This window comes from Pedobacter sp. Hv1 (genome assembly GCF_001412215.1).
Taxonomy (GTDB): Bacteria; Bacteroidota; Bacteroidia; order Sphingobacteriales; family Sphingobacteriaceae; genus Pedobacter.
The window spans coordinates 268,602-292,110 of sequence record NZ_LLWP01000002.1 but is presented as its reverse complement, the minus strand read 5'-3'; the positions used below and the strand labels follow the sequence as shown (position 1 = coordinate 292,110).

General features: G+C 36.0%; 22 protein-coding genes and 1 tRNA gene. 16 read left to right on the top strand and 7 right to left on the bottom strand.

Annotation, left to right across the window (positions count from 1 at the left end; all coding sequences use genetic code 11):
* Positions 1-167: 167 nt before the first annotated feature.
* The 4 genes from pyrF to AQF98_RS05525 all read left to right on the top strand — a co-directional run bounded on the left by pyrF (position 168) and on the right by AQF98_RS05525 (position 3,545).
* Positions 168-998 (top strand): orotidine-5'-phosphate decarboxylase, encoded by an 831-nt coding sequence (pyrF, locus tag AQF98_RS05540; protein WP_055130923.1) that lies wholly within the window; start codon positions 168-170, stop codon positions 996-998.
* The gene (locus tag AQF98_RS05535) at positions 995-1,903 is read left to right on the top strand and encodes a DMT family transporter (RefSeq protein ID WP_055130922.1); all 909 of its coding nucleotides are present in this window, start codon (positions 995-997) and stop codon (positions 1,901-1,903) included. The genes pyrF and AQF98_RS05535 overlap by 4 nt, the downstream gene beginning before the upstream one ends.
* 138 nt (positions 1,904-2,041) lie before the next feature.
* Positions 2,042-3,322, top strand: coding sequence for a DUF2851 family protein (locus AQF98_RS05530; protein ID WP_055130921.1), 1,281 nt, complete (start codon positions 2,042-2,044; stop codon positions 3,320-3,322).
* Between the two features lies 1 nt (position 3,323).
* On the top strand, positions 3,324-3,545 hold the full coding sequence (locus tag AQF98_RS05525) for a PspC domain-containing protein (protein ID WP_055130920.1): 222 nt from the start codon (positions 3,324-3,326) through the stop codon (positions 3,543-3,545).
* Positions 3,546-3,766: 221 nt separating this feature from the next.
* Here AQF98_RS05525 and AQF98_RS05520 read toward each other — a convergent pair whose 3' ends face one another.
* Entirely contained in the window at positions 3,767-4,423 is a 657-nt protein-coding gene (locus AQF98_RS05520) for an ankyrin repeat domain-containing protein (protein ID WP_055130919.1), read from the bottom strand.
* 448 nt (positions 4,424-4,871) lie between these two features.
* Here AQF98_RS05520 and AQF98_RS05515 point away from each other — a divergent pair, with 448 nt between their 5' ends.
* From AQF98_RS05515 to AQF98_RS05495, 5 genes are all read left to right on the top strand, one after another.
* The gene (locus AQF98_RS05515; protein ID WP_055130918.1) at positions 4,872-7,421 is read left to right on the top strand and encodes a DNA translocase FtsK; all 2,550 of its coding nucleotides are present in this window, start codon (positions 4,872-4,874) and stop codon (positions 7,419-7,421) included.
* A gap of 58 nt (positions 7,422-7,479) precedes the next feature.
* Positions 7,480-8,130, top strand: coding sequence for an outer membrane lipoprotein carrier protein LolA (locus tag AQF98_RS05510; RefSeq protein WP_055130917.1), 651 nt, complete (start codon positions 7,480-7,482; stop codon positions 8,128-8,130).
* Between the two features lie 146 nt (positions 8,131-8,276).
* Positions 8,277-9,041 carry an MBL fold metallo-hydrolase gene (locus tag AQF98_RS05505; protein ID WP_055130916.1) on the top strand — a complete coding sequence of 255 codons (765 nt, stop codon included), beginning with the start codon at positions 8,277-8,279 and terminating at the stop codon, positions 9,039-9,041.
* Between the two features lie 16 nt (positions 9,042-9,057).
* A tRNA-Leu gene (locus tag AQF98_RS05500) sits at positions 9,058-9,141 on the top strand.
* A 180-nt stretch (positions 9,142-9,321) separates the two neighbouring features.
* Positions 9,322-9,735, top strand: coding sequence for a hypothetical protein (locus AQF98_RS05495; RefSeq protein ID WP_152969642.1), 414 nt, complete (start codon positions 9,322-9,324; stop codon positions 9,733-9,735).
* Positions 9,736-9,797: 62 nt separating this feature from the next.
* On the opposite strand, the gene AQF98_RS05490 is transcribed toward AQF98_RS05495, so the two are convergent.
* The 3 genes from AQF98_RS05490 to AQF98_RS05480 form a co-directional block, all read right to left on the bottom strand.
* On the bottom strand, positions 9,798-10,544 hold the full coding sequence (locus AQF98_RS05490; RefSeq protein WP_055130914.1) for a LytTR family DNA-binding domain-containing protein: 747 nt from the start codon (positions 10,542-10,544) through the stop codon (positions 9,798-9,800).
* 4 nt (positions 10,545-10,548) lie between these two features.
* Positions 10,549-12,168: a sensor histidine kinase gene (locus AQF98_RS05485; protein WP_055131085.1), complete on the bottom strand. Its 1,620-nt coding sequence runs from the start codon at positions 12,166-12,168 to the stop codon at positions 10,549-10,551.
* Positions 12,169-12,280: 112 nt separating this feature from the next.
* Positions 12,281-13,807 (bottom strand): TlpA disulfide reductase family protein, encoded by a 1,527-nt coding sequence (locus AQF98_RS05480; protein WP_055130913.1) that lies wholly within the window; start codon positions 13,805-13,807, stop codon positions 12,281-12,283.
* Between the two features lie 243 nt (positions 13,808-14,050).
* Here AQF98_RS05480 and AQF98_RS05475 point away from each other — a divergent pair, with 243 nt between their 5' ends.
* Positions 14,051-14,479, top strand: a complete 429-nt coding sequence (locus AQF98_RS05475; RefSeq protein WP_055131084.1) for a DUF1801 domain-containing protein — start codon at positions 14,051-14,053, stop codon at positions 14,477-14,479.
* 17 nt (positions 14,480-14,496) lie between these two features.
* On the opposite strand, the gene AQF98_RS05470 is transcribed toward AQF98_RS05475, so the two are convergent.
* On the bottom strand, positions 14,497-15,552 hold the full coding sequence (locus AQF98_RS05470; protein ID WP_055130912.1) for a hypothetical protein: 1,056 nt from the start codon (positions 15,550-15,552) through the stop codon (positions 14,497-14,499).
* A 143-nt stretch (positions 15,553-15,695) separates the two neighbouring features.
* On the opposite strand from AQF98_RS05470, the gene AQF98_RS05465 reads away from it, so the two are divergent.
* The 5 genes from AQF98_RS05465 (at position 15,696) to AQF98_RS05435 (ending at position 20,932) form a co-directional block, all read left to right on the top strand.
* Entirely contained in the window at positions 15,696-16,439 is a 744-nt protein-coding gene (locus AQF98_RS05465) for an AAA family ATPase (protein ID WP_055130911.1), read from the top strand.
* A 552-nt stretch (positions 16,440-16,991) separates the two neighbouring features.
* Positions 16,992-17,345 (top strand): hypothetical protein, encoded by a 354-nt coding sequence (locus AQF98_RS05455; protein ID WP_055130909.1) that lies wholly within the window; start codon positions 16,992-16,994, stop codon positions 17,343-17,345.
* A 596-nt stretch (positions 17,346-17,941) separates the two neighbouring features.
* Positions 17,942-18,847, top strand: coding sequence for a hypothetical protein (locus AQF98_RS05445; RefSeq protein WP_152969641.1), 906 nt, complete (start codon positions 17,942-17,944; stop codon positions 18,845-18,847).
* Positions 18,848-18,961: 114 nt separating this feature from the next.
* On the top strand, positions 18,962-20,176 hold the full coding sequence (locus AQF98_RS05440; RefSeq protein WP_082434915.1) for a serine hydrolase: 1,215 nt from the start codon (positions 18,962-18,964) through the stop codon (positions 20,174-20,176).
* A gap of 129 nt (positions 20,177-20,305) precedes the next feature.
* On the top strand, positions 20,306-20,932 hold the full coding sequence (locus AQF98_RS05435; RefSeq protein WP_055130906.1) for a bifunctional 2-polyprenyl-6-hydroxyphenol methylase/3-demethylubiquinol 3-O-methyltransferase UbiG: 627 nt from the start codon (positions 20,306-20,308) through the stop codon (positions 20,930-20,932).
* A gap of 10 nt (positions 20,933-20,942) precedes the next feature.
* On the opposite strand, the gene AQF98_RS05430 is transcribed toward AQF98_RS05435, so the two are convergent.
* Complete coding sequence (locus AQF98_RS05430; RefSeq protein ID WP_082434914.1) at positions 20,943-22,313, bottom strand: phosphatase PAP2 family protein; 1,371 nt, start codon at positions 22,311-22,313, stop codon at positions 20,943-20,945.
* Between the two features lie 81 nt (positions 22,314-22,394).
* Complete coding sequence (locus tag AQF98_RS05425; protein ID WP_055130904.1) at positions 22,395-22,649, bottom strand: hypothetical protein; 255 nt, start codon at positions 22,647-22,649, stop codon at positions 22,395-22,397.
* Positions 22,650-22,817: 168 nt separating this feature from the next.
* Between AQF98_RS05425 and AQF98_RS05420 the strand changes: the two genes are divergently transcribed.
* A complete protein-coding gene (locus tag AQF98_RS05420; RefSeq protein WP_055130903.1) occupies positions 22,818-23,507 on the top strand; it encodes a peptidylprolyl isomerase in 690 nt (229 codons plus the stop codon).
* The last annotated feature ends 2 nt before the right edge of the window (positions 23,508-23,509 follow it).

The window sequence follows — 23,509 nt, the reverse complement described above, 5'->3', positions numbered from 1 at the left end:
GGGATATTCAGATGAACATTCAGGAATTATGCCACAATTGTATGTATTTGAAAATTAATCTGCAACAAAAATTTAAAATTGTTTAAAAATAAATTTCAAAATTGTTGTTTTTGCGGTATTAAAAACTTTAAAAATTGGCATCTTTGTGCACCCATTCTCCCATTAAAATGAACAGAAAGCAACTTTTTGAGCAGATACAAAAGAAAAAATCTTTTTTATGCATTGGTTTAGATCCAGTATTAGATAAACTTCCAAAACATTTGTTAAAATATAACGATCCAATTTTGGAGTTTAACAAACAGTTGATTGATGCTACCCACGATCTTTGTGTGGCCTATAAACCAAACACTGCATTTTACGAAAGTAGGGGAGTGAAGGGATGGGAAACCCTGGTGAAAACTTGGCAACACTTTCCAAAAGAGGTATTTACCATTGCAGATGCCAAACGTGGAGACATTGGCAATACCTCTGCCATGTATGCCGAAGCATTTTTTAATGAAGAAGGTTCAGCAATGAGTTTCGATTCGATTACCGTTGCGCCTTATATGGGCGAGGATTCTGTTACCCCATTTTTAGCACACCCCGATAAATGGGTTATTCTGTTGGCATTAACTTCAAATGCAGGGAGTAAAGATTTTCAGGCCAAACAAAGCGAAGACCAAAAGTTATACGAACAAGTAATTACCACTTCTTCAAAATGGGGAAATAGCGACCAAATGATGTATGTTGTGGGGGCTACCAAAGCCGAAGAATTTGAAAATATCCGTCGATTAGCCCCTGAACATTTTTTATTGGTGCCAGGTGTTGGTGCGCAAGGCGGTAGTTTATCAGCGGTATGTAAATATGGTTTAAATCAAGAATGTGGTTTATTGGTTAACGCTGCCAGAAGCATTATCTACGCTAGCGATGGTTTAGATTTTGCAGAAAAAGCAAGGGAAGAAGCCTTGGCCTTGCAACAAGAAATGGAGCAGATCCTTGGGGCTGCCAATTTATTATGAAATCTAAATCAGATTTCAAGTTAATTGCCTCTTTATTAGCTGTAGCTATAGTTTGGGGAACCACCTATCTCGGTATCCGAATTGCAGTGCATACCATTCCGCCTTGGTTTGTAACAGCCATGCGCCAAGGTATTGCATCGCTTATTTTGCTAGTTGTGCTCTTGCGCAAAAGCGAATTGAAATGGATTGGTTGGCCAGCATTGAGGAGGCAGATGTTATTGTCTACCTTAATGATTGTTGTAGCCAACGGCATGACAACCGTTGCCGAAGAAAGTATCCCTAGTGGATTGGCTTCGTTGCTCAACGCACTTTCTCCCATTGTTGTTTTTATTGGTAGTGTAATAATAGGTCTACAAAAACCAACCATTAAAGGCTTTGTAGGGGTTATTGTAGGTTTTATTGGTGTAGCTTTTATTTTTAGAGATGGTTTTGGCGATTTGCTCGATCCTAATTATCAAACAGGGATTATGTTTTTGGCTGCAGCAATTTTAGGCTGGGCTGTGGGTACAATTTATACCAAGAAATATACCCAGCAGAGCTCTAACATTTTTCTAGACCTGTTTTACCAATTTGTATTCTCTACCCTAGTACAATTGATCTTCGCTTTTGTTTTTTCTAAAAACATTCAACCAAGTGCATGGAGCGTGGAAAGCCTTTTGGCAGTAGTGTATTTAGGTGTGTTTGGCTCTATTGTAGGGTATTTCTGCTACAATTATGCGCTTAAAAAGGTAACAGCAACAGAGGTGTCTATTCTATCTTATTTCAATACGGTGATTGCCATATTTTTAGGTTGGCTGGTACTAGATGAGGTGATTACTTTCGACCTGCTCATTGCTACAGTACTGATTATTACAGGGGTTTTTATTACCAATTACAAGAAAAAACAAAAGCTGGTAACAGCATAAGGATCTTAAAACTTGCTCAAATGGAATTAATTTTTCGAGAAGATTAATTTCTATTGCTTCATTAAATTATTGATGATAAGGTGCAGTTAAATTTTGAGCTGGAATGGGATTTCTTTATTTTAATGTATAAATTCAATCATGAACTTTCCTGAAGAACTTTTGCATTTTGTTTGGCAATTTAGAATGTATGGCGCACAACCCCTACAAACTACTGCAGGAGAACTTATTCAAGTGATCCAGTTAGGTACCATTAATAAAAACGCAGGGCCCGACTTTAGCAATGCCAAACTAAAAATAGGAGAGACTACCTGGGTGGGAAATGTAGAAATCCATCTCAAATCTTCAGATTGGTTGTTGCACCAGCATCAGCTAGATCATGCTTACGACAATGTGATTTTGCATGTGGTATATGAAGATGATGCAAAAATATACAGAAAAGATGGAACTATTCTGCCAGTATTGGTGCTTAAAGGTTTGTTTCCAACCTATCTCATTACCAATTATGAGCAATTGATTACAGCTGCCAATCAGTTCCCCTGCGAGAAACAGATTCATAAAATTGATGATTTTTTGATCAAGGGATTTCTATCGAGGGTTTTGGTAGAGCGCTTGGAAGATAAATCGACCGAAGTGTATGAAAAGTTAAAAGAACTGAAAAATGATTGGGACGAAGCTTTTTATCATTTGATGGCCAGAAATTTTGGCTTTAAGGTAAATGCAGTACCGATGGAAATGTTGGCCCGTTCTTTACCGCAACAATTGTTTGCCAAGCATAAAGACAATCCCTTACAAATTGAGGCTTTAATTTTTGGACAAGCGGGCTTTTTAAACCAGAAATTTGAAGAAGCATATCCTCAACAATTGCAAGCAGAATATCAGTTTCTGCAAAAGAAATACAAGCTTATACCCATAGACATCTCCTTGTGGAAGTTTATGCGGATGCGGCCACAAAACTTTCCAACCTTGCGCTTGGCCCAATTTGCCGCACTTATTGTAAATTCAAATCATTTATTTTCGAAGGTTTTGGCTTTTAAAGATTACCGTAATTCTCAAGAGCTATTTGAAAACCTTCCGGTAAATGCCTATTGGCAAAACCACTACCATTTTAATAAAACTACAGAAAATGTGAGTTTGCAGTTGGGGAAAGATTCGATCAATAATATCTTGATCAATACACTTTCTTTGTTTCTGTTTGCATTTGGTAAAGCTATGGACCAACATAATTATATAACAAGGTGTTTTTATATATTAGAAAATTTGCCAGCAGAAAATAATGCAGTAATCAAACAATATGTAAATGCAGGCGTTAATGTTAAAGATGCCTACCAAACACAAGCCCTCTTACAATTGAAAAAAACTTATTGTAATGAAAAAAAATGCTTAAATTGTGGTATTGGAATTAAAATTTTAAAACAATAAGATGTTTCAACGTATTGTTACCTTTTTCGAAAAACAAAGTTTTGGAGTTTCGGCCTATTTAGCTAACAAGTTAAATATGAGTACTACTAAAGTTCGTTTGTTTTTTATTTATTCCTCTTTTTTGGCCGTAGGCTTTCCAATTTTATTCTATATCCTGGCAGCTATTGTTCTAGACATTAGAAATTACATGAAAAAAGCTCGGTTAAGAGTTTGGGACATGTAGAAAGTTCTAAGTTTTACGTTGTAAGTTTTAAGTTGGTTGGTAGTTCAAAGTAAAAAGTTCAAAGTGGAAGGTTTTACGTTATAAGTTCTAAGTTAACTCCTGGTCCTGATACTTGATACTCTCTAGTTGACTCATAGTCTTGATACTTTCTACTTAGTACTTAATACTTTCTATATGGTTACTAGTCTTAATACTTTCTACTTAGTACTTGATACTCTCTACTAATCTTCATCCCTTAAAATCTCTGCAATTTCGTGAAATCCCTTTTCTGCAGCTAGGTCGGCAGGTAGTTTGCCACCTTCCATGCGTAAAGTAACTTCAGCGCCATGTTCCAATAAAAGGATAATGAGTTCGATATTGCCTAATTGTGCTGCAGTGTGCAAAGGGGCAACCCCTAGTTTTTGGCAAACATTTGGATAAGCACCCGCATCTAACAACATTTTAGTAATGCTGAAATTGTTAGCGGCTACTGCAGAATGGATCGGAAAAACATTGTAGCCGTTTTTACTGGCAATATTTACTTCAGCTCCCTTTAAAACCAAAAATCTTGCAATTTCTTCGTGGGCAAAATAACAGGCCAATCCTAAAGGGGTAAAACCGTCGGCAGAAAAAGAGTTAACTACTTGTGGATCTTTAAAAACCAATAAGGTTACAGTATCAAACTTACCTACAGCACAAGCATCGAAAATGTTCAGTTCAGGCACAAACCCTGCAATGGTATTGGCAATCTCTTGTTTTTTGTAAAAACAGGCCAATAAGATAGGAGAAATGTGATGTGAAGTAACCTGAACGGCCAGTTGGGGTTTTTGCGAAAGTAAAGCAATAATTTGGTCCAATTGGTCATTTTCAATATACGTTTCGAGCTGCGTAATGTCCATTTTAAAGTAGTTTTTAAACTAATCCGTTAAATTAACAAAAATAAATTGAGATTGTTAAATGGTCTGTCCAGAATAATCAACTTTAAGCTATGGCCATTTCTGTAAAAGCCAAGCAATAATTGCCCAACTTTTTAACAAAAAAACCCTGCTTAATAAAATCAAGCAGGGTTAACCTAAAACAAAACTATTTAAACAAGTAATCATGATAGCACTTTAAAGTGCAAATATTCATGATGCCCCCATTTCATAAAAAACAAATTATGTTTTAATGAAAATTTATTAAGTTTTAGGTATGACACTTATTTACACGAAAAGTTTAATAACCATTAAATAAATTTTGAGAAAGGCTTTTGGCAATTCGAAATAATTTGTTTAAATCGTAATTGTTTTATACGGTACAAAACAAGTATATGTTTTATATTTGTTCACTAATAACATTAAACGAAAGATGTCGGTAAGGGGAAATCAATTCAAATCCAACTCATTTAAACAAGATTCTGATCCGAAAAAACCCGGTCAGCGGTCGGCAGCAAGCAAAGAACCCCGAGCTAAAGCAGATCTTTTACCAACATTCGACCTACAGAATGGAAGATTGGTTAAAATTATAGGGCTTTTCTTTGTCATCATTTCCATCTATTTTCTGGTTGCTTTTACCTCTTATCTATTTACTTGGCAGGAAGACCAGAGTTATGTTATTGATGCAAACGGGGGCTGGAGCAATCTGTTTAAAACTGTTGAAGAATTAAAAAGTAATGGGGTAGACGATCCTGTGGTACAGAACTGGCTAGGTAAGATTGGCGCTTTATTGTCGCATCAATTTATTTACGAGTGGTTTGGTATTGCCTCTTTCTTATTCGTATTTGTCTTTTTTGTAATCGGTTATCGCTTGTTGTTTAAAGTAAGAATATTCGCTATCGAAAAAGTATTGGCTTATAGCTTTTTCTTTTTATTATTCATTTCTCTGGCCTTTGGTTTCGGGCATTCGTTTTTTGCAGAAACACCACATTTTTTAGAGGGAGAGTTTGGTTATTGGAGCAATCGTTTATTGGTAGCCCAGATAGGGCAGGCTGGTGTTGGTGGCTTGATTATCTTTTTAGGTCTTACCATATTGATCATTGCTTATAATATCGATTTTAAAATACCAGAACGCAGCAAAAAGGAAAATGATTTTGTGCCAGCACCTGTTGCACCTATTGATGTAGAAGACGAAATCATATCTGAACCTGTAGAATTTAGTGTAAATGATCGTTTCAAAAACCAGCCTAAAAAAGACCAAAATATCATTTTAACCCCAAATCGTTTTGAAGAAAAAGAAGAGGAGAAAGAAGATTTGGCTACCATATTGCCTTTAGGTACCAACGTGATGTTAACGCCTGCAGCTACTGCAGCAGCGGCAACACCTTTAGCCATTACACCAGAACCTGCATTTACGGTAGAGAAAAGCGAGGAAGAGGTAAAAGCCGATGGTTTAGTGGAACAGTTTGGTAATTACGACGAAAAATTAGACCTATCGGGATACCAATATCCAAATCTAGATTTATTGGAAAACTATGGTTCCAACAAAATTTCTGTAAATGCCGAAGAATTGGAAGCCAATAAAAATAAAATTGTAGAGACCCTTAACCACTATAATATAGAGATCGATAAGATCAAGGCTACCATTGGTCCAACAGTTACGTTGTACGAGATTATTCCAGCTCCTGGGGTTCGAATTTCGAAGATCAAGAACCTGGAAGATGATATTGCCTTAAGTTTGGCCGCATTGGGAATCAGGATCATTGCCCCAATGCCAGGTAAAGGAACCATTGGTATTGAAGTGCCTAATCAGCATCCAGAAATGGTGTCGATGCGGAGCATTTTAAATACCGAAAAATGGGCGCAAACTACAATGGATCTGCCAATTGCTTTGGGTAAAACCATTAGCAATGAGGTGTTTATTGCCGATTTAGCAAAAATGCCGCACTTATTGGTGGCAGGTGCTACTGGACAGGGTAAATCGGTAGGGATCAATGCCATTTTGGTTTCACTGTTATTTAAAAAACATCCAGCGCAGCTGAAATTTGTATTGGTTGACCCGAAAAAAGTAGAGTTAACCTTATTCAACAGAATTGAACGCCACTTTTTGGCCAAATTGCCAGGTGAGGCTGATGCCATTATCACAGATACCAAAAAGGTAGTGAATACGCTTAACTCCTTGTGTATAGAAATGGATCAACGTTACGATTTATTGAAAGATGCACAGGTAAGAAATTTAAAAGAGTACAACGATAAATTCATCAAACGTAAATTGAACCCAAATAATGGACATCGCTTTTTGCCTTTCATTGTTTTAGTGGTAGATGAGTTTGCCGATTTGATGATGACGGCTGGGAAAGAAGTAGAGGCACCAATTGCCCGTTTGGCCCAGTTGGCCAGAGCTATTGGTATCCACTTGGTGTTGGCTACCCAGCGACCATCGGTAAACATTATTACGGGTACCATTAAAGCCAACTTCCCGGCTAGGTTAGCCTTTAGGGTGTTGTCTAAAATCGATTCGCGAACCATTTTGGATAGTGGTGGTGCCGATCAGCTGATTGGTAGAGGGGATATGCTCTTATCAACTGGTAGCGACTTGATTAGGCTACAGTGTGCTTTTGTTGATACACCTGAGGTAGACAGAATTTCAGAATTTATTGGTAACCAACGGGGCTATCCAGATGCTTATCAATTGCCAGAATATATAGACGAAAATGCAGAATCAGCTAAAGCCGATTTCGATCCAGACGATAGAGATCCTTTATTTGAAGAGGCTGCACAATTGATTGTTACGCACCAGCAAGGTTCTACGTCGTTAATTCAACGTAAAATGAAATTGGGTTACAACAGGGCCGGAAGAATTATTGATCAACTGGAAGCTGCTGGGGTAGTGGGTCCGTTTGAAGGAAGTAAGGCCAGAGAAGTTTTATTGCCAGATCAATACGCTTTGGAACAATTCTTGAACAACTTAAATAACAAATAACAGATTTACGTTCTGCCAGCCTGAGTTGAAGTGTTGTTGGTAGATATAATTAAGCATTATGAAAAAGATAATAGTAGCATTGATGGTAATGGGCGCATTTGGTTTTACAGCCAATGCACAAACAGATTCTAAGGCCAAAGAAATCTTGGCTGCGGTAAGTAAGAAATATCGTTCTTACGATATTGTGAAAACCGATTTCACTTTCACGTTAAACAATGCACAAGCTAAGGTAAAAGAAACGCAACAAGGTACTTTATATGTGAAAGCAAATGCCAATAAGTATAAAGTAGCCATGACTAATCAAGACCTGATCAGTGATGGCAAAGTACAGTGGACCTACCTTAAAAACGATAAAGAGGTACAGATCTCTAATGTAGACAACAGTGGCGATGCCATTAACCCTGCAAAGATCTTCACGATTTATGAGAAAGGATTTAAATACCTGTACACTGGAGAAACCAAAGCTGGTGCAAAAACCTATCAGATGATCGATCTATCGCCAATTGATACTAAAAAAACAGTATTTAAAATCCGTTTGAGTATTGATAAGGCTTCAAAACAAATTGCCAATGTGGTGATCTTTGAGAAAAATGGCAATACGTACACTTACAACGTAAAAACATTCTCGCCAAACGTAAATGTACCAGAAACTACTTTTGCTTTCGATACCAAAAAATATCCTGGTGTTGAAGTGGTAGACTTAAGATAATTTAATTCAATTTACATGTTAAAAGGGTTTAGACTATCGGTTTAAACCCTTTTTATTTTAGCCTATTTTTGAGTATTATTGTTAAATTGAACTGTCATGCTGAGCTTAGTCTATATTGATGGCAAAGCATCTCTAATATAAATACATTGAAAGTCACATTTTTAGGTACAGGTACCTCACAAGGAATTCCGGTTATTGCCTGCGGTTGCGCCGTATGTCAGTCTACAGACCATCGTGATCAACGTTTAAGGGTTTCGGTTTTAATAGAATTGGGAGATAAAACAATTGTTATAGATAGTGGTCCCGACTTTCGCTACCAGATGTTGCGAGCTGGTGTAAAGGATTTGGATGCCATTTTGTTTACCCATGAGCATAAAGACCATGTGGCAGGCTTAGACGACATTAGACCTTTCAATTACCTCCTTAAAAAACGGATAGATATTTATGCTACTGAGCGGGTACAAGAGGCCTTAAAAAGAGAGTTTTCATATATTTTTTCGGATGTACAGTATTATGGCATTCCACAAATTAATGTACATACCGTAACTGATGAGGCATTTAAAGTAGGCGAAACCACCATTACACCCATTGAGGTATTGCACCATAAACTGCCAGTAATTGGTTACCGCATTAAAGATTTTACCTACATTACCGATGCCAAAACAGTTTCTGAGGCTTCTTTTGAAAAAATAAAGGGTACAAAATATTTAGTGATTAATGCTTTGCAACGCGAAGACCATATTTCTCATTTTACTTTACAGGAGGCTATTGCCTTTGCCAAAAAGGTAGGGGCAGCGCAGACCTATTTTACGCACATGAGCCATAACATGGGTTTACATGCCGAAATTGAAAAAGAATTGCCATCGCACATTAAATTAGCTTTTGATGGTTTGAGTTTTGAACTAGAATGATATATTTGCACCACAAACCCAGGTGGCGGAATTGGTAGACGCACCAGCTTGAGGGGCTGGCGCCTGTATGGGTGTGGGAGTTCGAATCTCCTCTTGGGTACATAGCATAAAAAACTTCCTATATGGGAAGTTTTTTTATTTTTGTTGTAAATCCAAAATCTAAATAATGTTTGAGAACGACTTTATCAAAAGCAAAAAACTAATTACTGTAATAGGTATATTATTGCTAACCAGCTTCGTTTTAAGCCTCTTAAAATGCACAATTTCAAAGTCTCCAAAAGTGACGGAAGAACAACTTTATACCGCATTTTACGAAGGTGCGAAGCAAATTTCAACAAACGATGCGCAAAGAAAAGCCATAGCTGATTGTTTGTTGGGTAAAGTTAAGTTGAAGTACCAAGACCATTTTGAAGATTTAGATTTGAGTAAGGATAAAAAGCTGATTGATTCGATCACTACTGAATGTGCTCAAACGATCACGAAAATATCTTGGACACCAGAAATAGAGCAAAAGATGCTTGCTAAATTTAGTTCGATGGAAGAATTAAATGGTGCAACAGCTGAAAAAAAAGAGGCCTATGCTAAATGTGTATTGTCAAAATTAAAAACAAAATATCCAAAGGGGTTAGATGGTCCTGTACCTCAAAAAGAAATGGATGAGGTATATGTAAGTTGTATGGACGTGTTGAAATAGGCTAAGAGCTCGAAATTCTTAAACAAATCATTCCATATAACTTTATCCAATAACTTCAGCACCTAGAGTTGTTGTAGGGTTTGTTTTACAGTGTCTTTATTGGGTTTAGAAACAGGTATTTTTTCTCCAGACATTAAGAGTAAAATGCCACCATCTTCTTTTAACCAGCTTTTTACATATTTCGGATTAACCAAATGGCTTTGGTGAGTTCTTAAAAAACCATTAGGACAAAGTAAATCTGCATATTCTTTTAAAGATTTAGAAACTAAAATCTTTTCGCCGTTTGCCAAGAAGAAAAAAGTATAGGTGTTATCTGCTTCGCAACGGATAATGTCTGCTAAAGGGATATACCTGATTTCGCTTTGCATAGGTAGCGCAATTTTACCGGTGGCTGCCTCGGGCTTTTTAAGCTGCTGCAACAAAAAATCGAGTTGTGAGGTATGGGTTTTTGCCAGCAATTTCTGGTCGGCTTTGTTTACCGCAATAATTAATTCCTCAATGTCTATGGGTTTTAAAAGATAATCTAGGGCGGCAAATTTTACCGCTTTTATCCCATATTGGTCGTAAGCGGTAACAAAAATAACTTCGAAATTACGTGTTGGAAGTAATTTTAATACATCAAAACCCGTTTGCTCGCCCATTTGAATATCGAGAAATACTAAATGAGGTACATATTTTTCAATAGCATTAACCGCATCATTTACATTCTGGGCTGTTGCCATTACAGTTACCTGCTGACAGTGCTTTTGTAGCAAAGTCTGCAGGTTTTCTAAGTTGGAAATTTCGTCGTCTATTAAAATTGCCCTCATTGTATTATAGCCAATCGGTTAATGTTAAGCTTATTATAGTTCCTTTAGTAGTCGATTGTATAGCTAAAGTAAAGCGATTTTCTTTATAAATGCTATTTAGGAGTTTAATTCTACTGTTACTTAATTGCAAACCCAAGCCACTGTGCTTGTTTTTGGTGTCAAATCCATTTCCATTATCGGTAACAGTTAATACCAAATCATTTACTTGTTTAACAAACGTGATCATAATTTTTCCATCTGTAGCTTTTTGTGATATGCCGTGCTTTACCGCATTTTCTACAAAAGGTTGTAGCAGCATACTTGGTATTTCTATGTTGTCTAAACCTAAGTTTTCGGAAAGGTTAATTTCGTATTTAAAGCCAAACCGCAATTGTTCCATTTGTAGGTAATCGTCTAATAAAGTTTTTTCTTGTGATAAACTAATCAACTCTTTATCGCCAAGTACATTACGGGTTAGCCTGGCAAATTTAGAAAGGTATTTATTGGCATTGTCTATTTCGTTTTTGTTCATTAAATTTTGAATACCAGAGAGGGCATTAAACAGAAAATGTGGGTTTAACTGAGAACGAATAGAGTTCAATTGGAGTTTTGCTGTGTTTTTTTGCTGCTCTTTTTCTGCCAGCTTTGTTTTATTTCTTTTTTTGGTGAAATAAAGGATAACTAGAAAGACTAATCCAATAGCAAATGCAACGATAAGTGTATAGATCAGAAGTTCTTTTTTGCTATAGCTTTCTTCATCTAAAGTTATGGAAAGGGTATGTCTGGTAATGTATTTTTCTATTTCTCTGGGCGAAATATCACAATCAAGGCAATTGCTCCATTTAATAGCGGGTTGAATAATAATTTCGTAATCTCCCGACTTTTTGAAAATATTCTTATCGATATTTATATTGGGTAAAGGCTCATGATCCACATCAATGACACCACCATAATTCCAAGTATTTGATTCGAAAATTATTTGATTTGTTTGTTTATCTTTTATTGAAGTTTGATAGAGATAGTCTATGTCTGATTTGTCTTTTATTAGGGTTATTTCCAAGTCTTTTTCTGAGAAGGTAAAATTTGTTTTCTCTTTTGGATCTTTTACCCAGCTATAGTGATAGCCCTTTTTAACTTTAGTAAGCTTTGAAAAACCTTTAATTTTTGCTTTGGGAATAGGTTTGCCATAAAAAACAGCTTTATCAATATCAAGCGGCTTTTCGATGCTATAGATTAATGTGGTAATAATTTTGCCTTTTATAGGGAAAGTGCCCAATGTTGTGGAGCGGAATATCTCTTCATCGCCTCCAGCGTTGGTGTTCTTTAGCTCGGCCATGTTAATCGACTTATTTACCGCTATTGGTTTATTATCTACTAATATGGTATACCGATAGTGCTGTATATTGATATGCTTTCTAAAATTAATCTGGATACTTACATTGTTTACATTTGGTAAATAACTAAGATTTGTGCGGGGCTGATTTGGGAACCCAATTGAATAAAAGACATTTTTGGCCGAACTATCAATATTCATAAGTAGATTCCCACCGGCGGCATAATTGCGATTAAAGTTGATGCCCTTTTGGGCATTTGCTGTAGATAACGCTATAATGAAACTGAGCAATGTGAAGATGAACTTTTTCATGGCATTAATTTTAATTTCAATCAAACTTGCAGCAATAATAGGAAAACTAAAACCATCAAACAGGAAAGACAATGTTTGAAATAGTAGAAATATAGATTTGTGCAGTATTCCTTTACAACAGACTTTTGATCATGGCTTTCACTTCCAAATTTCCAGGAAAGGCTGTAAATTTATTTTTGAGCACACGTTCTTTATTGAATAATAGGTAGGAGGGAATAGCTTCGAAGCCAAAATGGTCCATGATGTATTCCCACTGAGCAGCTGTGAGATAGTAATGCTCATCACCAATTCCTTTAATTTTCTCTTCCCATAGTTTTCGAGGAGAAGAACCATTTGTTAAATACACAAATACAATATCCTTATCCCGTAACTCATTTTTTGTACTTCTGAATTCCTGCATGGCATTCAAGCAAGGACCACACCATGTTGCCCAAAGGTCAATCAAAACAACTTTGTTTTGATGTTTAGCAAGAATTGTTTCTATAATTTTATCGTTAGGAACAGCCGAGATATCATTTACAACAGCAGGTGATTTGAATTTGTTTAACTCAACAACTTGTTGGTTTTTTCGAAATAGTATTTTTGCAATTTCTCCATTTTTCCAATAATTTGTGATATGTTCCTTTTGTTTTTCAGTTAGCGGTCTTATTTCTTCAGTTAACTGCCTTCCATAAGCATTAGCTGCTAAAATATCATAGTATAAACCATTGTCGAATCCAACCAAATCAGATAAAATAACTTTCACACTTGCCAACCACGAAGGAATGTCATTTTCTCCAATTAAAGGCAGCCCCAGTGTCTCATTTTGAAGAATTGCTTTTTGAAATTCTAGCAATGTTAAACATCGCAAATATTGAGGGTCATTGAGCTTAAAATCTTTCAAAAAACGGAAATAGGTTCTATCAATCTTTTGGATATTAGGTTTTCCGCTTTTATCATCACTTGTGTTGCGATAATTTCCGATCATCGTTTCTTCGTAATTAAATACATGTGCTATATATAACCATAAATGAAAATCTTTGGCCAGCATTTCTTTTAGTTCTTTGGATATTAATGTATCCTTATTTAAAATCTCTAATCTTTCTGATAAACTAACCTTAGCATGATTTAGAAACTCATCATAACTTTTGTCATACAGACGCTTCGGTGCCCTGTCTGGTCTAAATTCAATCATTTCACCTATAAGCCCAAAGCTTCTGGTCATGTCATTTTGATTCATAGCAGGGGTAACGACAATATTTTTGATATCATCACCGGAATTATAAGAAATATCAATGTTAGTAATACCACCACTTGTCAATTTCACAAGAAGAGGCTTTTCGGAATTTAAAGTTGTGTTTAAATGAACCAGAATAATATCTGTTTCCATTTCGACCACAATAGAAAATTTCCCTGATTGATCGACCAATGCTTTATATTTAACAAATTCTCCGGAAATTGGATTTGGAACAGTAATATTTACAAAAATGCTATCCTTGCCTGTCTTATTTGGACTTATTATTCTTCCTGTTAATTTAGCTGTACCCGCCACTATGGTAGGTATATCTGCTACCATAGGCACAGACTGTTTATCTATTTGTGCATTTACGGTAGATAGTGCAATAATGAACAAGAGGAATATGATGGTTAACTTTTTCATAATGTTTAATTTCAATCAAACTTATACTAATTATATCAAAACTAAAACCATCAAACAGGAAAGCCCCTGTTTGAAATAGTAGAAGTATGGTTTTGTACAGTATTTGAATATAGCCAAAAGTAGATGTAAGGGAGAATGTGGTTATCCCGTTTCCTAAATAGTTTTCATTTAGGTGATTTTGCTTAGTTTTAGCTATTTTGTATCTTGAGGTAAAGAACCGCAACCCAAAAATTGAATACCATTATGGCCGAAGTAAAAACTAAACAAACCAATGCAGACGTTACTGAATTCATCAATACGTTTGCCCATACAGAGCAGAAACGTAAAGACGCTTTCGAACTTATGAACATGATGCAAACCTTTACAGGTTACGAGCCCAAAATGTGGGGGCCATCCATTATCGGTTTTGGTCGTTACCATTACAAATCAGAACGAAGCAAACAAGAAGGAGATTGGCCAATAGCGGCATTTTCGCCACGTAAAGCAGCCATTTCATTATACGTTTATTGTGGTTGCCCAGGGCAAGATGAGTTATTGAAGGAATTGGGTAAATTTAAAATGGGCAAAGGCTGTATTTATGTAAACAAACTGGCTGATATCAATCAGGAAACGCTTAAAAAATTAATGCAATCGACCATTGATTTTTTGGCTGCAAAATATGGGATACTTTAAAGTTTAAATTAAGCTTATTACTTAAGGATTAGTGCTTCGATGCTTTTTTTGAGCTCTGCTTGGCTTTTTCCGGTGATGACGCTTACTTTTTCTAAGAAATTAGCTGTAGTGATTTCTTTATCGTAATAGATTTTATAAAAATATTCCAAGCCATAATTTTCAATCAGGTACTTGCAACAAACTGCTGCAAAAGCATAAGTTAGGCTGCTACTGTATTTCTGGTCAACCTCTCTGGCATACAGCTTATCGAAATTGCAGTTGCCTTTAGCATAGCAATCTTTTAATTCTGCAATACCCTGCTCATAGCTTTTAGTTCCCTTATCCATTCCACCGTAAAGCGATGCCATTCCTTCTTGTAAAAAGAAACAATTGGCACTCTGGCCTAAAATGGCATGTACAAACTCATGTTGATAATTGGGATTGGATCCGATAGCCACAATAAAACCTTCGGGAATATTGGTATAACCACCAAGGCCACCATTCCAAACCACAATATTAGAGAGATTGTTCAATTCCTCTTCGGTTGCACACATGTAGTAGTCTATTGGTTTGGTAAGTTTCGGTCTTTTAAGGAGTAGATTGAGTTTCCGAAATTCACGGTCTGCATTTTTTAGCTCTGCCTGCTTGATATTTAAAAATGGAGAGGTATAGAAATTGATCGACTTGGTTTTAAATTCTTTGAATCGAACTTGATCATATTCCTTACAGTTATCTAAAAAGTATTTGCCATTAATTTCAACGATATAATATTTGTATACGTTCGTAAAATTCTCTCCTAGTTTTTCTGGTTTACTTTTGGCCGAAATTTTAAAATAAGAAAGGGTATCGTTCACCTGTTGTAACTCTACAAGTTCAATGTCGAACAAGGTGGTGATTTTTTTTGGCGAAAATCGGTTCCAGATCCAGTCCATGCTATAATCCCATACCTCTTTGTTTTGATATTTTGGGTGCCATAAATCTTTGTTGATCTCATTTTTGTTGAGGTAAGATTCTATGAATTTAACTTTGTCAAGTGTTTTGGCCTTACTGGTATCAATCTTGGCAGAAATGGTCATTTGCGCAAAAGAATGCATACTCACAAAAAATAGAAAGATAAGGAAGAGTTGTTTTTGATGGCGCAATAGGTTTAGCAATTAGTTGTTAAATAAAAATTTGATAGTCGGTAAAAGTACAATTTCTATTCTAATTGATATCTTTAATCAATTAAGTATAACCTATGATTTCAAGTGGCGAACTTCTAGAGATTCAATTTCAAATACCGCAAGCGGCTTCATACCAATACCCATTTAACCTTCCATTTTTAAGAAATTTAGAAAAACTTAAAATACACCCACAAGTTACTTTTTTTGTTGGCGAAAATGGAATGGGCAAGTCTACCTTAATAGAGGCCATTGCAGTTGCCTCTGGCTTTAATGCTGAGGGTGGTACAAAAAACTTTAATTTCAATACAAGGGCATCCCATTCAGATCTGCATCAGCATATTAGAACAGCTAGAGGTACAAAACGCCATAGTGATGGTTTTTTCTTGAGAAGTGAAAGTTTCTTTAACCTAGCTACAGAGATTGAGCATCTGGATGCAGAGCCGGGAGGTCCAAGGATTATTGATTCATATGGTGGTAAATCTTTGCACGAACAATCGCATGGCGAGTCTTTTTGGGCTTTGTTTATGCATAGGCTTCGTGGAAATGGGTTTTACATTCTCGATGAGCCCGAAGCAGCAATGTCGCCAACCCGCCAAATGGCCATGCTCTGTAAAATGGATGAACTGATAGGTTTAGGCTCGCAATTTATTATTGCCACACACTCTCCAATACTTATTGCTTACCCTGGGTCAATTGTTTACGAGTTTAGCCAAACAGGCATCAGCATTAAAAAATATAAAGAAACTGAACTTTTTAAATCGTATGCCGATTTTATTAAAGACAGCGACAACCATATTCGTTATTTATTGAAGGATTAATAAAAAGTATAATTGCTAATGACAAGAAATGAAATAGAATGATTGCCTTAAATAACCATGAGTTTTTACCGAAATGAAAAAGAGAATTATTGTAAATCTAGTTTTGGCATTCATTTTAGTACCACTAATAAAATTGATTTGGGACTATATTCGAATTGAAATTAATAAAGACTATTCTGCTTTTTCGGGTTCATTTTTGGAGTACGAAAAAATGATAGCCTCGTCTGTTTTTTTAGTGGTACCTATATTTTTCATAATCTTTACATTATTACCCTATAATATAATTGTTCTATATAAGAAAGTCACAAGTTTTTTCATGAAAGTACTTCTATTTGAATTGATATTAATTATTGATTTTTGCTTGCTAGGAACTTTCATGAATATATGGAGCTATCCCTATTGGAAAAACATTTACTATTTGGCTTATTTTATACCCTATAGTTTTCTATTTGCAGGACTGATTCATTGGTTAGTTGATAAAAGGACCGTAGATCGATAAGAAATAATTTAACCCAATTATATAAAAACTGAATAGATAATTTTAATAGTAATATGAAGATCACATTCTACTCTGCTGTTATGATATGCCTTATCCAATCTTTCTTTTGGCTTTTCTTTCCTTTTGGGGGATTTGTTACGGTTATGAATTTGATAAAAGGTGGTCTATTTGGGGGGGCAGTTCAAACAGAAATGATTGGCAAGAATGTTGAGCATCTTTCAGGTATGCCTCAATTCTTTAGTTCGGCTTTCACTTTTTTATACTTTCTTTCAATATTTGCCTGTTCATTGTTGCCATTAGGTTATAAGCTAAAAGCAAATACAAAATATAAAATTGGTGTTATTTTGGCCACGCTATCAATTATTATACTTTTTGCAGCTAAAATTATCAATACTTATATATTCTAATTGATAATAGAAAGAAATGAAATAGAATGATTGCCTTAAATAACCATTAGTTTTTACCGAAATGAGAAAAAGAATCATCATAAATATAATTCTCGCTTTTGTTTTGGAAATCTTAATTCAGTTAATGAGAGATTATGTCAAATTTGAAATATTGAATGACCATTCTTCATTCTCAGGATCATGGTTAGAATATATTCAATTGGATGTAACTATGAGAATAATTATTAACCCGCTAATTTTTTTAATACTAATATTGCTACCCTATAATTTGATTCTTTTAAAAATTGGTCCACAGAAATTTAACTATCTACGTAAAACATGTATTTTTCTTTCAGTAATGGTGATAATGATATGTATGGTGGGCTGTTTTGTTAATGTGTGGTTTTATCCCTATTGGAAAAACATTTACTATTTGGCTTATTTTATACCTTATAGTTTTTTATTTGCTGGACTGATTCATTGTTTAGTTGATAAAAGGACCGTAGATTGATAAGAAATAATTTAACCCATGGTTCTTGTTTGTAAGTGCCATGGGCTATAAATTCAGAGGAGCTACGATAGCAGGAAAAACTTACCGGAACCAAATGCCCTTTACTATGAAAAAGAGTTATAAAATCTTATTGTTTTTAGTAGCGATCATCGCATTTGTTATTGTAAATCATACAGTACAAGCAAAAAACAGCTATTTTCTGTTGGATACTAAAAGTGATGCCTATAGCGTAAATAGGGTAACATTAAGTGCAAAACAGCTCTACAACCTGCCGGTTGAAGTTGAGCTCTACAACTTGCACTATAAAGATAGGTTGCTGCTTTTTTCTGTACTACCTGCCAAAGTTAAATGGGTCGAAATTGACGAAAATGAACTGAAAAGTGGGCTGATTGATTTTAAAGCTCTTGATCAACTTTTTGAAAGAAGCTTGCAGGCTTCCCTTAAAGCAGAATATTCAAATACCGATCGCATCAAAAGAGAGGATATTAAAATTGTGCTGGCCAAAAATGGAAAATACCTAGCTGCAAATTTTTGTATCAGTGAATATTTTGTCATTGCCAATAATCCATTATTGTTTCCCAATCAAATGGGTGAAGCCTTTATCAATATCAAATCGCCAATACTCAATGTTAAAGACTTCGAAATTCTTTTTAAGCAGACATTTAAAAAGAATTCGCCTAATGCCATTGGAGACCCGGATCACCATATGATGAGCTATCCTTTTTTTGTAAAGCCACTCAACTTTCTTTCAGGTACAACAACTATTTTAGCAAAAAAAGCCTACCGTTTTTGGCATTATTCAGATTGGAGAGTGATGGATGGTTACAATACCCAAAGAGGAGCAGAGCGTTTTCTATATGTTCCAGAATTGGGGATCGTAGCAGGTTCTTACGATTTTTGGTTTGCGAAGCAGGTAAATAGTCTAGTTTATGAAAAATTTATGGATAATTATCTTGCCGAGCGGATGATGTACCCAACTAGTATGAATGGTGTTCCTGTAGCGATCCAATAACTTTTTACCATTAAAATCTTAAGCAGTCGTGCAAATGTCAGGTAACTGACGGGCAGGTGTCGTTGTAGGCCTAATGGATTACCTAGATATTTGGATAACAAAAACTTATCCGATATGAAACCATTTAAATACCCAATTTTTTATCTGCCTATTTTTATCTTTTTGTTGGTGTCTAACACCTTATGTGCCCAAGTACATGTGGTTAAAAGGCTTGATGGCAGCAAAATATCAGTTGCCGAAATTGACAACAAGGTAAAAAGCATAATGGATGCTGCAAATGTTCAAGGACTGAACCTTGCTGTACTGAACAATAATAAACCAGTATTCGTTAAAGCCTACGGTTTTAGAAACAAACCCCAAAATAGCTTATTAGACACGGTAACCATTGTTTACGGTGCATCTTTTAGTAAAGCTGTTTTTGGCTACTTAATGATGAAATTGGTACAAGAAAAGACAATTGATCTGGATAAACCACTTTATCAGTACTTAAAAAAACCTGTGCCTGATTATCCTTATTTTTCTGATTTAAAGAATGACGATCGTTGGAAGTTGTTTACGGCAAGGATGTGCCTGAGCCATACCACAGGTTTGCCCAATGTAAGGCAGTTTAATCCGATAACCAGCGCAATGGATTCGTTAGGGATCATTAAAATTTATTTTACCCCAGGTACCAAGTATGCTTATTCTGGCGAAGGCTTTAAATTTCTGCAAATGGTAGTAGAAGAGCTGACCCAAAAAACAACAGAAGAACTGGCACAAGAAAGGATATTTAAACCACTTGGCATGAGCCGTACTGGTTACATCTGGCATAGTTCCTTTGGCGATGATAATGTAGCTGTTGGTCATTTGAACAATGGTTTGATCGATCAAAAAAGGAAACGTACCGAAGCCGTTGCCGGAGGCTCTTTGGTAACCACCATAGCTGATTACAGTAAATTTATCAGTGCCGTGATGCAACAAAAAGGGTTGAGCAAAAAAATGTACGAAGAAATGTTATCACCGCAGATCAGCATTCATTCTAAAACCCAGTTTCCGCCAATTAGCTTTGAAACCACTACCGAAAATGATGCCATCCACTTGGCCTACGGTTTGGGTTGGGGTTTGTTGGATTGTAAGCCATACGGTAAAGCATTTTTTAAAGAGGGCAATGGTGGCTCATGGCGAAATTATAACATCAATTTTATTGACAAAGGCATTGCGATCATTATCATGACCAATAGTGAGAATGGCGAAAAGATATTTCAAGAACTGATCGAAACTTTGGTTGGTCAAACCTGCATTCCTTGGAAATGGCAAGATTATGTTCCTTATTACCAGTCAAAAAAATGATGAATTATGAAGGTTTTAGCTTTTTTGTGTTGATAAGATGTAATCATCTAGGTGTTTTTAATGAAACATTGTTGCAATAAAAATGTTTCTTCGTAAATTGCCAACTCAATAGCATCAAGCAAAGAGATCATGATAGACGAGAACGAAAAACCAGAATTTTGGGAAACAGCCTTTGGCGAAAAGCAGGAGATGTGGGGCTTTGAACCCGCAAAATCTGCGATATTAACAAAAGATTTCTTTGTACAACAATCCTTAAAAAACATCCTTGTTCCTGGAATTGGTTATGGCCGTAATGCACAGCTTTTTAAAGACAACGGAATGGCAGTTACCGGCATTGAAATTTCGAAAACAGCCATAGCAATGGCCAGAAAACATTATGGTACAACCATACCTATCTACCATGGTTCTGTAACCGATATGCCCTTTGATGATGTGAAATACGATGGAATATTCTGCTATGCCTTAATCCATTTACTGGGTGCTACCGAAAGGGCAAAACTGATCAGCGATTGTTATCATCAACTCTCGGCAAATGGTTATATGGTTTTTACAGCAATCTCTAAAACAGCTTCAACTTATGGAAAGGGTAAATTTGTAAGTGAAGATTGTTATGAGGTATTTGATGGCGTGAAGCTATTTTTTTACGATCGAGCATCAATTGAAATGGCATTTGCCAAAGTTGGATTATTTGAGATCACAGCGGTTAATGAGAGCCAGCCATTTTTTTTAATCAAATGTAAAAAAGGAGTGCATTAGATAGGTAGCATTACCATAACAATGCAGAAATGCCTAAACCGTAAACAATATGGTTATAACGAATGGATACTTCGTTTTTAGGGCTGTAAATGTATTTCCCATCGGGATCAATTTCGCTCAGGTAATCGACTTTAAAGAGGTGCTTAGAACCAAAGTAATTGACATAAGCTTTTAAACCCAGATTTCTGCTCAATAATTTTTGCACACTGAAACCTGTAGACCAACTTGTGGTAGGTTTGGGTTTATACTTAAAATAGGGTACTTCTACCAAATTGAAAATGGCTTGGTATTCTTCTTTTAAATCTAAAATGATGTTACCATCGGCACCAATAGATTTACCAGCCAATAGATTTGCACTTAGAGAGAAGCCTCTTTTTAGTGGAAGAGAAAAATAGGGGCCAAGGTGAAGATACCTTACACCGGTAGGCTGGGTATAAATGTGGTCGGCAATTTCGGTAATGTCAGGGTCTGAGTATCGATAATTGTCGTTAATGATCGGAAAGCTAGAAAACGCAAATTGACCACCAATACCGATGTTTTTATGAAAAAACCAAGCCCCATTCAGTTCCATACCAAAACCGTGTTCTGCATTGATATTGCCTTTGGGGTTGTTCAGATCGTCTGTAACGGTTCTGGCTATACCAATGTTTAAGCCAATAAAACTTGGTTTTTCACTTCTGGGCAAATATTTTTTGGAGAAGGGTTCGTTGATTCCATTTCCCTTATAAATTTTATCAGCAATGAGGTAACCAATTTCTGTGGATAAAATGCCAATGCCTGCACCAGCAAGTACATCAGAAACCCAATGCCTATTGTTCATTTGTCGGCCAATAGCGGTGGCACTGGCCATGGTATAAGCCCCAATTCCATACAGTGGGTGTCGATATTGTCCATATTCCTTATCTAAAAATGCGGCATTCATAAAAGAGTTTGCCGTATGACCAGAGGGAAATGAATTAAAAGAACTTCCGTCTGGACGTTGGACATTGGCAGCACCTTTGATACTTTTTACCAGTAGTGTCATTGTAGCTGCAGAGAACAAATAAGAAACGGTTGTGCGTTCTAAAGAATGTTTGCCTTTTACACCTGCAGCATTTAACCCATATACCATTAAACCTGGGGCATACTGTAAATAGTCGTCAAAATGGTTTTTGAAGTTCGGTAAGTAACGGTTTCTAAACCTACGAATTTCTTCTCGCTGGTTCCAGCTGGCGGCACTAGCAGAAAAAAGGACTATTGGGGCAATAGAAGATTTTAAAAAACTAGTTTCTGCAGCTTTAGTTTTTGGCAAAACCAGTACACTATCAGTAAGAGCCTGTTGGCCGAAGCAGGTATTGATACAACACAATATGGATAGGCTAACGAAAAATATTCTATTCATGTAGGTAAGGCATGCTGATGGCTAAGTAATGGCCTGATCATACATTTGCAAGATCTAACTGCCATTACAAGCGCTAATAATTTACATTAAGCTTGGGGTTGATTGTTTAATAGTTTCAAAACTGCAGAGCGCAACTTTTGGAAATTGCATAAAGTTGATCCTTACTAAAACAGTTTCAGGGTGATAACTTGCTAGGCCTTTGCGAAAATATTCGGCCAGTTCATTGCTTGTTTCATTTGCTGTAAAGCTTTCGAATATGCTGATTTCTTTTTGGTCTTCTGGAATGAGCTCTATCCGTACCTTAGTTCTGGAAACAAGCTGGTAGTGGTATTTCATTTAAACGCATGGTGTGTAAGCCCTAAAGCTAGCAAATTTTAGATAATTTTGAACTATTAAGGGCTTGGCTTTTGTATAGATGAAGTACAAAGCTTGGAAATTGAATAGATTTCTTGATGCTAGAGATTTTTTCTACTTTCGTTGATAAGCCATTTAATCCTTCTAAAAATGAACCAGTTTAAAACTTTTTGTGCCTTATTGCTCTTGTTGATCAATATTTCTTTAGCAAATGCACAATCCATAAAAGCAGATCAATATGTTAAAATAGAAACCAGTTTAGGTACCATGGTATTTAAACTGTCGGCATTAACACCTAACCATTCGTCTAATTTTATCAAGTTGGCAAAAAAGGGCTATTTCAATGCCTACGATTTTAACAGGGTAATTAAAGGCTTCGTCATCCAAGGTGGTGAAACCGATTCGGCCTATGCGGCTATGGAGAAGAGTGGACAAATAATTAAACGAATGCCTGCAGAATTCAATAAAGCACTGTTTCACCAGAAAGGAGCATTAGCCGCTGGTCGCGATGATAACAAGGACAAATCTTCCTTTTTTGGTCAGTTTTATGTGGTAGATGGAAAGAAATATACAGATGCCCAGTTAGATGCAATGGAAAAAAGAGTGGGTAAAGACTTTCATTTCTCGGCAGAAGCCCGAAAGGTATATCAAGAAATTGGGGGTACACCTTCTTTAGATCAAAATTATACTGTTTTTGGACAACTGGTTAAGGGTTGGGAGGTTTTAGAACTGATTGCCAGTGCAAAAAAAGACAAAACTGATCGACCATTGGTGAAATTGAGTACAAAAGTTTCGGTACTCTCTAAAAAAGAAATTAGTGCCTTGTTGGCTTCAAAATAACA